Origin of the sequence: Streptomyces torulosus, assembly GCF_001419765.1 — a bacterium.
Lineage (GTDB): Bacteria > Actinomycetota > Actinomycetes > Streptomycetales > Streptomycetaceae > Streptomyces > Streptomyces torulosus.
Map to the genome: position 1 here is coordinate 1 of NZ_LIRK01000489.1, position 13,654 is coordinate 13,654.

General features: G+C 72.5%; 12 protein-coding genes. 9 read left to right on the plus strand and 3 right to left on the minus strand.

Features of this window, described 5'->3' with window-relative positions:
* Window positions 1-1,298: cell division protein PerM (locus AOK23_RS50510; protein WP_240496641.1), on the plus strand; the 1,298-nt coding region annotated here is incomplete at its 5' end.
* 38 nt (window positions 1,299-1,336) lie between these two features.
* Here AOK23_RS50510 and AOK23_RS30690 read toward each other — a convergent pair.
* Window positions 1,337-2,179, minus strand: a complete 843-nt coding sequence (locus AOK23_RS30690; RefSeq protein WP_055715836.1) for a hypothetical protein — start codon at window positions 2,177-2,179, stop codon at window positions 1,337-1,339.
* A 497-nt stretch (window positions 2,180-2,676) separates the two neighbouring features.
* Here AOK23_RS30690 and purN point away from each other — a divergent pair, with 497 nt between their 5' ends.
* The 3 genes from purN to AOK23_RS30705 all read left to right on the plus strand — a co-directional run bounded on the left by purN (window position 2,677) and on the right by AOK23_RS30705 (window position 5,503).
* Entirely contained in the window at window positions 2,677-3,306 is a 630-nt protein-coding gene (gene purN / locus AOK23_RS30695) for a phosphoribosylglycinamide formyltransferase (RefSeq protein WP_055715837.1), read from the plus strand.
* A complete protein-coding gene (gene purH / locus AOK23_RS30700; RefSeq protein WP_055715838.1) occupies window positions 3,303-4,886 on the plus strand; it encodes a bifunctional phosphoribosylaminoimidazolecarboxamide formyltransferase/IMP cyclohydrolase in 1,584 nt (527 codons plus the stop codon). The genes purN and purH overlap by 4 nt, the downstream gene beginning before the upstream one ends.
* Before the next feature lie 233 nt (window positions 4,887-5,119).
* Window positions 5,120-5,503, plus strand: coding sequence for a hypothetical protein (locus AOK23_RS30705; protein WP_079049796.1), 384 nt, complete (start codon window positions 5,120-5,122; stop codon window positions 5,501-5,503).
* 98 nt (window positions 5,504-5,601) lie between these two features.
* Here AOK23_RS30705 and AOK23_RS30710 read toward each other — a convergent pair whose 3' ends face one another.
* Entirely contained in the window at window positions 5,602-6,183 is a 582-nt protein-coding gene (locus AOK23_RS30710) for a hypothetical protein (protein ID WP_055715840.1), read from the minus strand.
* A 488-nt stretch (window positions 6,184-6,671) separates the two neighbouring features.
* On the opposite strand from AOK23_RS30710, the gene AOK23_RS30715 reads away from it, so the two are divergent.
* The 3 genes from AOK23_RS30715 (at window position 6,672) to AOK23_RS30725 (ending at window position 9,286) form a co-directional block, all read left to right on the plus strand.
* Entirely contained in the window at window positions 6,672-7,526 is an 855-nt protein-coding gene (locus AOK23_RS30715; protein ID WP_055715841.1) for a bifunctional methylenetetrahydrofolate dehydrogenase/methenyltetrahydrofolate cyclohydrolase, read from the plus strand.
* Between the two features lie 418 nt (window positions 7,527-7,944).
* Window positions 7,945-8,460, plus strand: a complete 516-nt coding sequence (locus AOK23_RS30720; protein ID WP_055715842.1) for a DUF3017 domain-containing protein — start codon at window positions 7,945-7,947, stop codon at window positions 8,458-8,460.
* Between the two features lie 337 nt (window positions 8,461-8,797).
* Entirely contained in the window at window positions 8,798-9,286 is a 489-nt protein-coding gene (locus tag AOK23_RS30725) for a helix-turn-helix domain-containing protein (protein ID WP_055715843.1), read from the plus strand.
* Window positions 9,287-9,374: 88 nt separating this feature from the next.
* Here the strand turns inward: AOK23_RS30725 and AOK23_RS30730 are convergent, their stop codons facing one another.
* Window positions 9,375-9,908, minus strand: a complete 534-nt coding sequence (locus AOK23_RS30730) for a peptidoglycan-binding domain-containing protein (RefSeq protein WP_055715844.1) — start codon at window positions 9,906-9,908, stop codon at window positions 9,375-9,377.
* Between the two features lie 494 nt (window positions 9,909-10,402).
* On the opposite strand from AOK23_RS30730, the gene AOK23_RS30735 reads away from it, so the two are divergent.
* Window positions 10,403-11,692 (plus strand): helix-turn-helix domain-containing protein, encoded by a 1,290-nt coding sequence (locus AOK23_RS30735; protein WP_206336328.1) that lies wholly within the window; start codon window positions 10,403-10,405, stop codon window positions 11,690-11,692.
* A 970-nt stretch (window positions 11,693-12,662) separates the two neighbouring features.
* On the plus strand, window positions 12,663-13,654 hold a 992-nt coding region (locus AOK23_RS30740), incomplete at its 3' end, for a malate dehydrogenase (RefSeq protein ID WP_055715846.1).

Below are 13,654 nucleotides of genomic sequence, written 5' to 3' on the forward strand. Positions count from 1 at the left end.
ACCAGCAGTGCCCCGCCGCCGGGGCGGGGGCGCTGGCGCTCGTCGGCGGCGGGGCACTGCTGGTCGCGGTGTCCCTGGTGGGGCACGGTGACGCGGTCCGCGCGTCGTTCCCCCAGCTCACCGAGGGTTGGTCGGGTCGTTTCGCCGTACTGATGCTCTGTGTGGCCCTGCTGCCGAACGCGGCGGTGTGGGCGGCGGCCTATGCGCTGGGCCCCGGTTTCGTCCTGGGCGCCGGGTACGTCGTGGCGCCACTGTCGGCGACGGCGCCGGCCGCTCTGCTGCCGCCGTTCCCCTTGCTGGCGGCGGTGCCGACGGGGGGCGGTACGGCGCTGACCTGGGCGGTGGGAGTGGTGCCGCTGGCCGCCGGGTCGACCGTGGGGTGGTTCACGGGGGCGCGAGCCGCAGCCGAACAGGGCGCTCCGTGGTCCGTGCGCCGCACCGCGGCCGCCGCCCTCGTCGCCGCCGCCCTGTGCGCCGTTGCCGTAGCTCTGCTGACCGTCCTCGCGAGCGGCCCCCTCGGAGTGGCCGCGCTCAGCCACTTCGGCCCCCTCTGGTGGCAGACCGGCGGAGCGGCCGGCGCCTGGGTGGCCACCGTCGCCCTGCCCGTCGCCCTCACGTCACGCTGGTGGCGCGCCCGCGCACACGGGAAGCCCTCGGGCGCGGACCGGGGCGCGGGCCCGGTCATCACGACCGTGCTGCGGTCCTCAGGGGAAGGTCGCGCGGGGGAGCGGACCGGAACGAGAGGTGGCCTGTTCCGCCGCAAGGAGGCAAGAGCGGAGCGGGCGCGGTCGATGAGGGAGCCGGGCGGGCTGGACCGGAAGAGGGGGGCGGTGGTCGCGGGGCCGGGTTCGGCGGTGCCCGCCGTGTTTCCGCGTGAGTTGGAGGAGGCGTTGGATGCGGCGGCACCGCGGGAGCGCTTCGCTGACCTGCCGTTGGCCGCCCTGGTCTCCACGGCCGAGGCTCACGCGGACCGCGCTGCGGACCGGCCCCTCCACGAAGGGGGTGCGGGGGACCGTACCGAGGCGGCGGATCACCCGGACCGGTCTCTCACGGACGCCCCTGCGGCCGCCCGACCGCAACCGGAGCCGAGCCGCTCCCCGCAACCGGAGCCGAGCCGCTCCCCGCAACCGGAGCCGAGCCGCTCCCCGCGTCCGGGCCGACGACGGCTCCGAACAGGGGCTCTGCCGTTGCCCTCGTGGTTCTCCAAGCCGACGCGGAGGCCGGTGACAGCGCAGCCCCCCACTCCCCTCGGCCCCGGCGAGCCGACGAGGGCGAAGGCACCCGACCAAGCCTCTTGATCCCCGCCCTCACGCCGTTCGCCCCCGCTGTCCACCGCCTACTGCGCGCTGCCCAGCATGTCCCGTACCGGGCCCTCCGGGAGGAGTTCCTTGCAGGACTTCTCGGAGGCTGTGGTGAGGGCGTCGTTCACGCAGGTGTAGTAGTCCCGGTACACGAACTGGGTCGTGAACGTGGCGATCACGACGGTCAGGGCGAGCGAGGCCGTCACGAGGCCGCTGATGGCCGCCGTCCGCTGGGGACGGCCGCTCACCTCGGGGCGGGCCGGCGCGTCGGGGTCCGGCGTCCGCGGCTTGGCTCGCAACGCGCTGATCGCCCAGTACAGGGCCAGCGAGCCGAGCAGCAGGGCCACGTACGGCCAGGCGAAGAGGGCGAAGAAGAAGGCCCACATCCCGGAGAGCAGCGCGTACCGCGCGCGACGCTGGGCGGGGTCGGTCGGGTCCCAGCGCATTCCGGCGCCCGGACCACCCTCCTGACCCTGACCCGGACCGCCGGGACCACCCTGGCCCCCGCCACCGGGACGTTCACCGAAATGCCCACCGGTGGAGCGGCCGGGCTGCCGGTCGCTCCACTGACTGCCCCACGGCGAGTGACCACCCCCGCCGGGACCGCCGCCGTGACCGCCGTCGGAACCCTGGCCGCCCGCGGGCCGCCGAGGCTGCCACGGCCGATCGGGCGCACCCTCCGGAGGCGGCGCGAACGGATTGTCCTCGGAGGAACCGGAAGAACCCGAGGAACCCGCGGAACCGGAGGAACCACCGGACCCAGACGACCCCGGCTGCCCGGGCCGCTCGGCGGCGTCCTCGCTCTCGCGCGGAGGCGTGGGAGAGGAGCTCCGCTCGCGCAGCAGGAGCGAAGGAAGGCGGAGGCTGCGGTCCGGCATCAGGAGTGCGTCTTCCCCTTGGTGATAAGGCGGTGTCGGTACGGCTGTCGGTATGGCAGTTGGTGCGGCGGTCGATACGGCGGTGATGCGGCGGTGGACACAGCGGTGAACAGGTCAGTGTCGACGGCGTCGACGGCGTCGGCTGAACACGGTGCTGAGCGTGCCGGGTCCGGCGGTGGATTCGGCTGGTACGGCATGAGCTGTCACTTCGTGAACGCCCCGCACACCGGCCGCGTTCCCGACCGCCTTCCCGGGCCCGCTCCTCGCAGACGCTACCTTCCGGCCACGCCCCCGTCCCACGGGGGCCGCCGGGTGTGCCGGTATCGTTGCTGACGGTCGGCCGGTTCGTAGACTTCCCCGTATCGGGGGACGTAAAGCATTCGTATGAATGTACAAGTACGGGCCCGGCGGGCCGGATCGCTCCGCACGACCGTGGAGCGGCCCCCAGGAACCCGTGCGCACCCGCACGGGACCAGAACCGCAGAAAGGGTCCCACCGTGGCCGCCAAGCCCGTGGCCAAGCGCCTCGTCGTGCTGGTATCCGGATCCGGCACCAACCTCCAGGCGCTGCTCGACGCCATCGCGGCGACCGGCGTCGAGGCCTACGGCGCCGAGATCGTGGCCGTCGGGGCCGACCGCGGCGGCATCGAAGGGCTCGCCCGGGCCGAGCGCGCCGGACTGCCGACGTTCGTCTGCCGCGTCAAGGACCACGGCACCCGTGAGGAGTGGGACGCGGCGCTCGCCGAGGCCGTCGCCGCGTACGAGCCGGATCTGGTCGTCTCCGCCGGGTTCATGAAGATCGTGGGCAAGGAGTTCCTCGCCCGGTTCGGTGGGCGGTTCGTCAATACGCACCCCGCCCTCCTGCCCAGTTTTCCCGGAGCCCACGGTGTGCGTGACGCGCTCGCGTACGGCGCCAAGGTCACCGGCTGCACCGTCCACTTCGTCGACGACGGCGTCGACACCGGGCCGATCATCGCGCAGGGCGTGGTGGAGGTCCGAAACGAGGACGACGAGAGCGCTCTGCACGAGCGCATCAAGGAAGTCGAGCGAAGGCTGCTCGTCGATGTCGTGGGGCGGCTCGCCCGCAACGGCTATCGCATTGAGGGACGAAAGGTAGTTATCCAGTGACCGCCGACAGCACTGTCACGGCCGAGAGCGGCAAGCGGGCCATCCGTCGCGCGCTCGTCAGCGTCTACGACAAGAGCGGGCTCGAGGAGCTCGCCCGTGGCCTGCACGAGGCGGGCGTGGAGCTCGTCTCCACCGGGTCGACCGCCGGGCGCATCGCCGGCGCCGGCGTCCCCGTCACCAAGGTCGAGGAGCTGACCGGCTTCCCCGAGTGCCTGGACGGCCGGGTCAAGACGCTGCACCCCAAGGTGCACGCGGGCATCCTCGCCGACCTCCGTCTGGAGGACCACCGGCGCCAGCTCGCCGAGCTGGGCGTGGAGCCGTTCGACCTGGTCGTCGTGAACCTCTACCCGTTCCGCGAGACCGTCGCCTCCGGCGCCTCCCCGGACGAGTGCGTGGAGCAGATCGACATCGGCGGCCCGTCGATGGTGCGCGCGGCCGCCAAGAACCACCCGTCGGTCGCGGTGGTCACCAGCCCCGCCCGGTACGCGGACGTCCTGACGGCCGTCAAGGACGGCGGCTTCGACCTCGCCGCCCGCAAGCGGCTGGCCGCCGAGGCCTTCCGGCACACCGCCGAGTACGACATCGCCGTCTCCTCCTGGTTCGCCTCGGCCTACGCGCCCGCCGACGACTCGCCGTTCCCCGAGTTCATCGCCGCCGCCCTGGAGCGCAAGAGCACCCTGCGCTACGGCGAGAACCCGCATCAGCCCGCGGCCCTCTACGTCGACGGCACGGGCAGCGGTCTCGCCGAGGCCGAGCAGCTGCACGGCAAGGAGATGTCGTACAACAACTACACGGACACGGACGCCGCCCGCCGTGCCGCGTACGACCACGACGAGCCCTGCGTCGCGATCATCAAGCACGCCAACCCCTGTGGCATCGCGATCGGGGCGGACGTCGCCGAGGCGCACCGCAAGGCGCACGCCTGCGACCCGCTGTCCGCGTTCGGCGGGGTCATCGCCGTCAACCGGCCGGTGAGCAAGGAGATGGCCGAGCAGGTCGCCGAGATCTTCACCGAGGTCATCGTCGCGCCGGACTACGAGGAGGGCGCCCTCGACGCCCTCGCCAAGAAGAAGAACATCCGTGTGCTGAAGGCCCCGGCCGCGCCCTCCCACCCCGCCGAGGTCAAGCCGATCGACGGCGGTGCCCTCCTCCAGGTGACGGACCGGCTCCAGGCCGACGGCGACGACCCGGCCAACTGGACGCTCGCGACCGGCGAGGCCCTCTCCGCCGAGGAGCTGGCCGAGTTGGCCTTCGCGTGGCGGGCCTGCCGCGCGGTCAAGTCCAACGCGATCCTCCTCGCCAAGGACGGCGCCTCGGTCGGCGTCGGCATGGGCCAGGTCAACCGTGTGGACTCCGCGAAGCTCGCCGTAGAGCGGGCCGGCGCCGAGCGGGCGCAGGGCTCGTACGCCGCCTCCGACGCCTTCTTCCCGTTCCCGGACGGGCTGGAGATCCTCACCGAGGCCGGCGTCAAGGCCGTCGTCCAGCCCGGCGGCTCGGTCCGCGACGAACTGGTCGTCGAGGCCGCGCAGAAGGCGGGCGTCACCATGTACTTCACGGGGACGCGGCACTTCTTCCACTGACACAGACATAGACACAGCCACTGACCGCCGGACGGCGGAGCAGTAAGGGGCGCGCCGCTCGATGCGGCGCGCCCCCGCGCGTTCTCGGACCCCGGTGCGGCCTGTGCCGCCGGTGTCGCCGGTGTCGCACGGGACGGGGCATGGGGAATGGCCGATACCCCGGTACAGAGGCGCCCGTTCCGCTGCGAGGCTCGAGAGGTCAGCCCACTCGCACGGGTCTCAGGGGGTCTCTCATGCGCAACAGGTCGAGCCGGATACGTCGGACAGCGGCCGTCGGCGGGGTGCTCGCCGTCGTCCTCGGTACGGGGATGACCGGCGTGGCGACCGCCACGGCCACCGCCGCCGAGGGGAGCACGGCCGTCGTGCCCTGTCCCCGGGGGTTCGTCTGCATGTCCGAGGCGCCGAACGGCGCGGGCCGCACCTACCGGCTGGCCCAGGCATCGAGCGTCTTCTTCGCCTCCCCTGTGGCGGTCAGCGAGGTCACCAACAGCACGACCGTCGACTACTGCGTGACCGGTACTCCCAGCTATGTGCTCCGTCCCGGCCAGACCCAGACGGGACCGAACCAGGTGCGCTCCCTCTCACCTCGTCCGACCGGCGGGGCCTGCCCGTTCTGACCACGGGGAAGCCGTAGCCGTACGTCTCCCGGCCCGCCGACCGACGCCGAAGGGCCGTACCCCTGGGACGGGGTACGGCCCTTCGTGGGCTCGGCGGCTCAGTAGCGCGGGCGGTTGAACCACGCCTTGCCGTTGGCGTTGCCGGCGAAGACGGCTATCAGGATGCCCAGCACCAGGTGGACCAGGCCGATCAGGAAGAACGGGTAGATGCTCAGGACGGCGGTGATGATGCCGAAGACCAGCGCGGCGACGCGTACGCCGTTGCCGCCGCTCTTGAACTTCACCGCGAGCATGATCGCGTAGACGAGCCAGCCCACGGCGAACACGGCGATCGCCCACATCATGCCGACCGGGACGTCACCGAGCGCGTCCTTCAGCGCCGGGTCCTCGGCGCTGTCGCTCGCCGCGCTGATGGCCACCGCGCCGATCGCGTACAGCAGTACGCCGATCACCTGGAGACCGGCGATGACCCAGAGCATCACACGGGCCGCGTTGACCGTGCTGGGCATGGTCGTGGGCGCGCCGCCCGGGTACCCGCCGCCGTACCCCTGCGAGACCGGCGGGGCGGTCGGGTAGCCGTAGCCGGGCTGCTGGGGCTGGTTCTGCTGCGGGTAGCCGTAGCCCTGGGACGGCTGCTGCTGGGGCTGGCCGTAGGGGTTGTTCGGGTCACCGAAGCTCATGGCGGGTCTCCTCCGTTGCCTTGTGCGGGGACGCGCGGCACGGGTCGGAGGAATGCCCTGCTCTGTTGTGGTCACGCCCCCCGGCAGTGCCCGCGGCACTGTGCCCCAATCGTTTTATATGCCCGCTCGGATGTCCAGCCGGATTCCGGGGACGTTGTGCAAGTGCAACACATCCGATCTTGTCGGACGGGGGGTGGCGGGGTGGCCGGGGCACGGCGGGACGCCCTCGCCGAGGGCTCCCACTGGAGCGTGTGCGGGCCCTCCGTGAACCCCTCGCGAACCCCTCGCGAACCCTCCGCGAACGCCGGCGCTTCGTCGGCCGACCGATCAGTTGACCGAGCAGCCGACTGATCAGTTGACCGATCAGCCGACCAGGCAGCTGATCTGGCGACAGACCGGGCGGCTGACCAGCGCGGCAGACCGGCCGCGGGTGTCCGATGGGCGGCCGGATTGGAACCGGGAGGCAGTCATCCGCGAAGATTGGGCCCATGACCGCCCAGATTCTCGATGGCAAGGCCACCGCAGCCGCGATCAAGTCCGATCTGACCGCCCGCGTGGCGGCGCTGAAGGAGAAGGGCGTCACGCCCGGCCTCGGCACGATCCTCGTCGGGGAAGACCCCGGCAGCCAGAAGTACGTCGCCGGCAAGCACCGCGACTGCGCGCAGGTCGGCATCGCCTCCATCCAGCGCGAACTGCCCGCGACCGCCACCCAGGAAGAGATCGAGGCGGTGGTGCGGGAACTCAACGAGGACCCCGCCTGCACCGGCTACATCGTCCAGCTGCCCCTTCCCCGGGGCATCGACGAGAACCGCATCCTCGAACTGATGGACCCCGACAAGGACGCCGACGGCCTCCACCCGATGAACCTCGGGCGCCTCGTCCTGAACGAGCCCGCCCCGCTGCCCTGCACCCCGAACGGCATCCTCACCCTGCTCCGCCACTACGGCGTGGAGATCAAGGGCGCCGAGGTCGTGGTCGTCGGCCGCGGTGTGACCATCGGTCGCCCGATGCCGCTGCTGCTGACCCGGCGCAGCGAGAACGCGACGGTCACGCAGTGCCACACCGGCACGCGTGATCTGGCCGCCCACCTCAAGCGCGCCGACATCATCGTCGCCGCCGCCGGCTCCGCGCATCTGGTCGCCCCCGAGGACGTGAAGCCGGGCGCCGCCGTTCTCGACGTCGGTGTCTCCCGCTCCGCCGAGGGCAAGATCGTCGGCGATGTGCACCCCGGCGTCGCCGAGGTCGCCGGCTGGATCTCCCCCAACCCCGGCGGCGTGGGCCCCATGACCCGGGCCCAGCTGCTCGTCAACGTGGTCGAGGCGGCGGAGCGCAGTGCCGGCTGACGACAAGGCGCCGGGGAAGGCCGAGGTCCGGGGAACGCCCCGGGCATCGGCGAAGTCGAGCACGCCACGGACACCGACCGGGTCGGGGACACCGGGTGCGTCGAGCACGCCGGGCACGTCGGATGCACCGGGTACGTCGGAGAAGCCGGCCGGATCGGCGACACCGGGTAAGCCGCAGGCGCCGGCCAAGTCGAGTGCGTCGGCCGGGGCGCGCGCGTCGGCCGAGCCGGGTGCGTCGGGCGAGTCGAGGAGGACGACGGCGAAGTCGGGCGCGACCAAGACGCCGGGCTCGTCCGGAGGGGCGGGAAGGTCTGAGAGTCCGGGCGCGTCCGCGCAGTCGGGCAAGCCCGCGGCCTCGGGCGCGTCCGCGCAGTCGGACGGGGCCGCCGTGGCGTCGGGTGGGTCGGAGAGGGTGGAGATGTCGGGGCGCGTGGGGGAGACGGAGAAGCGTGGGGCGGCGGTGACGGGTGGCGCGCCGGACGAGATCGAGGTGCGGGATCCCATCAGCGCGCCCGACGCCGACGGCAAGCCCGTCCGGGTCACCCGGCGCTTCCCGATGTTCACCCGGGACACCGCCCGGCCCGAGGGCGGCGGCCGGGCCGCGTCCCGGGACGCGCCCGCGCCCGCCCGGCAGTGGCCGATCCTCGCCGTGCTCTGCACCGTGGGCCTCGGCCTGCTGCTCACCGCGTTCGACGCGTTCCGGCTCGGCACGATCCTGATCGGCTCCGCGCTGCTCGCCGGGGCGCTGCTGCGCTGGCTGGTCCCGGACGTCGGCATGCTCGCCGTCCGCTCCCGCTTCACCGACATGGTCACCTACATCGCGCTGGGCTCCGCCATCGTGCTCCTCGCGCTGATGGCGCAGCCGAAGCCGCTGCTGGAGATCCCCTTCCTCAAGGACACCCTGCACTTCACCGTCGGCGACGAGACCGGCTGACGGACGCGAGACGGCGGCCCGTCCCCTCCCCCGAGTCAGGACGGACCGCCGTCGCGATCCACCCTCGTGCACGGCGAACGCCCTGTTCAACAGCTGCCCACCCGCTGTGGCACGGAAGTGACAATTCCGCCGAGGTGTCCCCACCCGGCCACGACGCCGGCACCCGCAGGTCATCTCCGCGTGCGTGCCGCCCCCGAACCCCGCCGCGCGCCCTTCGCGCTCCGGCACGCCCTGCCGTCGCCCCACGCGCCCGAGCCGGTGACCGCGCCGACGGGAACCGGTCCGCCCACGGTCGTCGTCACTTGCTCAGACCCCGACCGAGCCCAGGAGGCAGTCGATGAGCGCCTGGCAGCCGCTGCCGGACGGACTCCCCCCGGAGGTGCAGCACTTCGTCGAGCAGATGCGGCTGCTGAAGGACCGCACGGGGCTCAGCCTGGTCGCCCTCGGCGCGCGCACCGCCTACAGCAAGTCCTCCTGGCAGCGCTACCTCAACGCGACCCAGCCCCCGCCCCGCCAGGCCGTCGTCGCCCTCTGCAAGGTCGCCGGGGAGGACGCCGAGCGCTTCGGGGTGCGCTGGGAGCTGGCCGTACGGGTCTGGCCGCGCCCTCCGGCACCGGCGGTGACCCCGGACCCGTCGTCGGCCGGCGCGGGTACGGCGGAGACGGAGGCGTACGAGGACGACCCCACGCTGCCCTGGTGGGACACCCCCGCCGAGGAGCCGGCGTCACACCGGCCGGGCCGTCTCGCGCTCTACGCCGCGCTCGCCGTCCTCACCGCCCTGGTCCTCGTCGGGGCCGCACTGCTGGGGGCCGCCACGCTGTCGTGACGGCCCCTTGGCGCGAGCGGGCGGCAATCCGGCGGCAATCCGGTGGCAGCCCGGTGGCATGTTGCGGCGCCGCCGGGCCGCCCCGACCTCAGCTGCGCCAGTCGTACGCGGCGAGCTTCCACTTCGAGCCGACCCGGACGTAGTACTTCCCGTCGAGCCGCTTGAAGGTCACCTGGTTCACGGTGCCCGTGTACGTGACCAGGCCGTCGGCGTACGGCCCGTCGAGGAAGCCGTCGGCCTGCCCGAAGGTCTCCTGGCCGACGATGCCGTCGATGTCCTCCAACTCCTCCTGCGCCTGCCAGTACTTCGTCGCCGAGCGCGTCTTCCAGCCGAAGATCCCGTCGATGTCCCACGGGGTGAAGGTGTGCAGATGGCCGCCGGAGTCCTTCCACTTGGCGCCGTCGGCGTAGAGCACGCTCTGCCACAGCCGGGTCGCGTTGCTCCTGGAGTGGCTGTTCACGGACAGCGTGCCCTCGTCGCCCCAGTCGTTGTACGCGGCGCCCGAACCGTCGACGACATGCGGCCCGGAGGCCGTGGCGAGCGGAGCGGCGGCACCGAGCGCGAGCCCGGCCGAGGCCGTCACGGCGGCGGCCGCGAGCAGCAGCCTGGCCTTGAGTTGCATGTGATCCCCCTGGTCCCCGTATGACCTTCCGACCGTCACCGATGCACAGGACGCCGGTGCCACTCCCGTAACCCTGTTCGACGCGGGTGGCCGTGTCTGTGCGGTGGTCGGGTCGATGTGCTGACGAGTTCGAGGATTTACCGACGATCGGCTCGGCGCCAGGGCTAACGTGAGCTTTTGGGACGGTCCGGGACGGCCCGCGCGGGGATCTGTCATTCCGCCCGGAAAGCCGGGATGGCGGTGGGACACTGGACCACGGACCGGCAGGGGGCGCGCGAGGGGGTGCGCCCAGCCCGAAATGCTCCCGCACGCCCCTTTTCCGGGAACTGACATCCCGGCCGGGCGCATCCCAATGGGTAGGCCAGAACGGGGTGCGAAAGAGGGCCTCGGGCTCGGTCACGGACCAGGATTCAGCGAGGGCATCATGCGCGGCACACGGATAGTCGGCACGGGGGGCATGGACAGAGACGCTCAGGGGGAAGAGGGGGGAATCAATGCCTCGTTGGAGGGCCTTGCCTGATGAACTCGATCCACAGGTCAAGGAGTTCGCGAGTCAGCTGCGCAGACTCGTCGACCGCGGTGGACTGAGCATCGCCGCGGTGGCCGACCGTACGGGCTACAGCAAGACGTCATGGGAGAGGTATCTCAACGGAAGACTGCTCGCGCCGAAGGGCGCGATCGTCGCGTTGGCCGAGGTGACCGGCACCAACCCCGTCCATCTGACGACCATGTGGGAGCTGGCCGAGCGAGCCTGGAGCCGCTCGGAGATGCGCCACGACATGACCATGGAGGCCATCCGTATCTCCCAGGCGCGCGCCGCGCTGGGCGAGACCGGGGGCCAGGCGATCGTCAAGGGCGGCCAGAACGCCAGGGCGGGCCGGAGCGTGACGGCGACACCGGGCATCGCTGGTCCGGCGGGCGTCTCACCGACGGTTCCACCGCAGCCGCGTGGGCCGGAGGAGGAGCGCACGTCCCGTCCGCCGTACGGGAGTTCGACCTCGTCGTCCTCTTCCTCTTCCTCGTCGTCGCGGTACGGCGGCGGCGGGCCGGGGGCGGCCGCGAGTGCCCCCCGCGTCAATTGGGGGGCCACCTCGCCCTCGTCCGCCTCGGGTTCGGCCGGAACGCCGTCCACTCCGCCGACCCCGGCCGCGTCGGTCTCGTCGGCGTCCTCGGCGTCCGCGGCGTCGTCGGGGTCGGCTGCCCGCGCGGGCGGTGGCGCGGCGGCTCCTTCCGGCGTCTTCGGCCCGCCGCCCGGCGGCACGGGCCGTCCCGACGGCGGCGACTCGGGCGCCGGGCGGCGCGTGACGATGTTCCTCGCGGGAGCCGTGGGGGCGCTCATCGTGATCGCGGCGGCGTTCTTCCTCACCCAGGGGGGCGGCGGGAGCGAGGCCGAGAACAAGCCGCCGGCGAACGCCTCGACCGGGGCCGGCACGGAACCCGACCTCCCGGCCGGCGTCAAGTGCGCGGGAGCCGACTGCACCGGCAAGGACCCCGAGACCATGGGGTGCACGACGGGTGTCGTGAAGACCGCGGACGAGGCCACCGTCGGCACGGCCCGGGTCGAGGTCCGCTACAGCGAGAACTGCCGCGCGGCCTGGGCCCGCATCACGCTTGCGGCCCAGGGCGACAAGGTGCGCGTGACGGCCGGCAAGGTCAAGCAGACAGCGGCGGTCGAGGAGCCCGGCGACAACATCGCGTACACGTCGATGGTCGCGGTCAAGGACGCGGGCGACGCCACGGCATGCGTGACGCTGGCAACGGGCGAGGAGGGCTGCACGAACTGAGCGGCCTACGGGGCTGACGGGCCGAAGTGGCTCAGGGGCCGGAGGGCTGACGGACAGGGTGAGCCGGGGCGGCGGAGGGTGCTGCCCGGCTCAGGGACCGGGCGGTTGACGTGCCTGGCCGACGGCGGGGGCGGGCGGCTGCCGCTGTCACCGACGAGCCCCAGAGCGGCCGTCCTGGACGGCTGTTGAGGGCGGTTCCGGAAGTTCGGGCTGCCCTCGGGCCTGCCGCATGCGCGCGGCCCGGCGGCCGAGGGGCCGGACGATCGACGGGCCGGGCGGGCGGCGGGCCGCGCGGGCGACGGGCGGTAGGTGATGGGCTGACGGGCCGCCGGGGCTGATGGGCTGACAGGTCGTGCCGGTGCCGCCATACGGGTCCGATCGGCCTCATACGCCGCACGCCTCGCCGGGCCTACCCCTTGGCCGGCCCGCACGCCCTGCTGGGACCCACGGCCCGCACCCCTCACCGGGACTCACGCCTTCCCGGCCCACTCGTCTTGGTTGGACTCTCGGCCCGCACTCTCGCCGGGCCGCAGGACCCACACCCTTCACCGGGCCGGAGGAACGGCCGTATTCATCGCCCCTCGAACGGGCAACCCCCTCCGAATTCGTGACCGTTAGTGATAGCGGTCGCTCCCAAAGTAGTCGGAAATTGGTGGGCATGCCTTCCGGTTGCCTGGGCAGGTGGAAGGTACCCCCACGGGAGTCCGGCCCGCCCGGGAGATTGGTCTCTCCCGGCCCGGCACCCCCACTGGCGGCCGCCATGGTCCACCCCCCCCCTCGGACCCGGCGGCCGCCTTTTCTTGTGGGTCGGCGCGCCAGGGGCGGGCCGTGTGTGGTGGGCCACACGAACCCGGCCGTCGGGGATCCTGGATGCGCGATAGCCTGACCACCGATCTCTCTTGACGCCAAGAGATCGATCAAACGTCCGGGGCAGGGACGCCCCACCGCCAGCTGTCATACGGAGAACGCCATGACCCGCACTCCCGTGAACGTCACCGTCACCGGCGCGGCCGGCCAGATCGGTTACGCCCTGCTCTTCCGCATCGCCTCCGGCCAGCTGCTCGGCGCGGACGTGCCGGTCAAGCTCCGCCTGCTGGAGATCACGCCGGCGCTGAAGGCCGCCGAGGGCACCGCCATGGAGCTCGACGACTGCGCCTTCCCGCTCCTCGCCGGCATCGACATCACGGACGACCCCAACGTCGCCTTCGACGGCGCCAACGTGGGCCTGCTCGTCGGCGCCCGTCCCCGCACCAAGGGCATGGAGCGCGGCGACCTGCTGGAGGCCAACGGCGGCATCTTCAAGCCGCAGGGCAAGGCCATCAACGACCACGCCGCGGACGACATCCGCGTCCTCGTCGTCGGCAACCCGGCCAACACCAACGCCCTCATCGCCCAGGCCGCCGCGCCGGACGTACCGGCCGAGCGCTTCACCGCGATGACCCGCCTGGACCACAACCGCGCGCTGACCCAGCTGTCGAAGAAGACGGGCGTCCCGGTCTCCGAGATCAAGAAGCTCACGATCTGGGGCAACCACTCCGCCACCCAGTACCCGGACATCTTCCACGCCACGGTCGCCGGCAAGAACGCCGCCGAGGTCGTGGGCGACGAGAAGTGGCTCGCCGAGGACTTCATCCCCACCGTCGCCAAGCGCGGCGCCGCCATCATCGAGGCCCGCGGCGCCTCCTCGGCCGCCTCCGCCGCCAACGCCGCCATCGACCACATCTACACCTGGGTCAACGGCACCGCCGAGGGCGACTGGGCCTCCATGGGCATCCCCTCCGACGGTTCGTACGGTGTGGCCGAGGGCCTCATCTCCTCCTTCCCGGTCACCGTGAAGGACGGCAAGTACGAGATCGTCCAGGGCCTGGAGATCAACGAGTTCTCCCGCGCCCGTATCGACGCCTCCGTCAAGGAGCTCGAGGAAGAGCGCGAGGCGGTCCGCGCGCTCTTCCTCGAGCTCCT

Bases quoted from the DNA above. Each gene is read 5' to 3' on its own strand.
- AOK23_RS30690 (WP_055715836.1), bottom strand. From the start codon at position 2,179: ATGCCGGACCGCAGCCTCCGCCTTCCTTCGCTCCTGCTGCGCGAGCGG.
- AOK23_RS30705 (WP_079049796.1), top strand. From the start codon at position 5,120: ATGCGCAACAGGTCGAGCCGGATACGTCGGACAGCGGCCGTCGGCGGG.
- AOK23_RS30710 (WP_055715840.1), bottom strand. From the start codon at position 6,183: ATGAGCTTCGGTGACCCGAACAACCCCTACGGCCAGCCCCAGCAGCAG.
- AOK23_RS30715 (WP_055715841.1), top strand. From the start codon at position 6,672: ATGACCGCCCAGATTCTCGATGGCAAGGCCACCGCAGCCGCGATCAAG.
- AOK23_RS30720 (WP_055715842.1), top strand. From the start codon at position 7,945: ATGTCGGGGCGCGTGGGGGAGACGGAGAAGCGTGGGGCGGCGGTGACG.
- AOK23_RS30725 (WP_055715843.1), top strand. From the start codon at position 8,798: ATGAGCGCCTGGCAGCCGCTGCCGGACGGACTCCCCCCGGAGGTGCAG.
- AOK23_RS30730 (WP_055715844.1), bottom strand. From the start codon at position 9,908: ATGCAACTCAAGGCCAGGCTGCTGCTCGCGGCCGCCGCCGTGACGGCC.
- AOK23_RS30735 (WP_206336328.1), top strand. From the start codon at position 10,403: ATGCCTCGTTGGAGGGCCTTGCCTGATGAACTCGATCCACAGGTCAAG.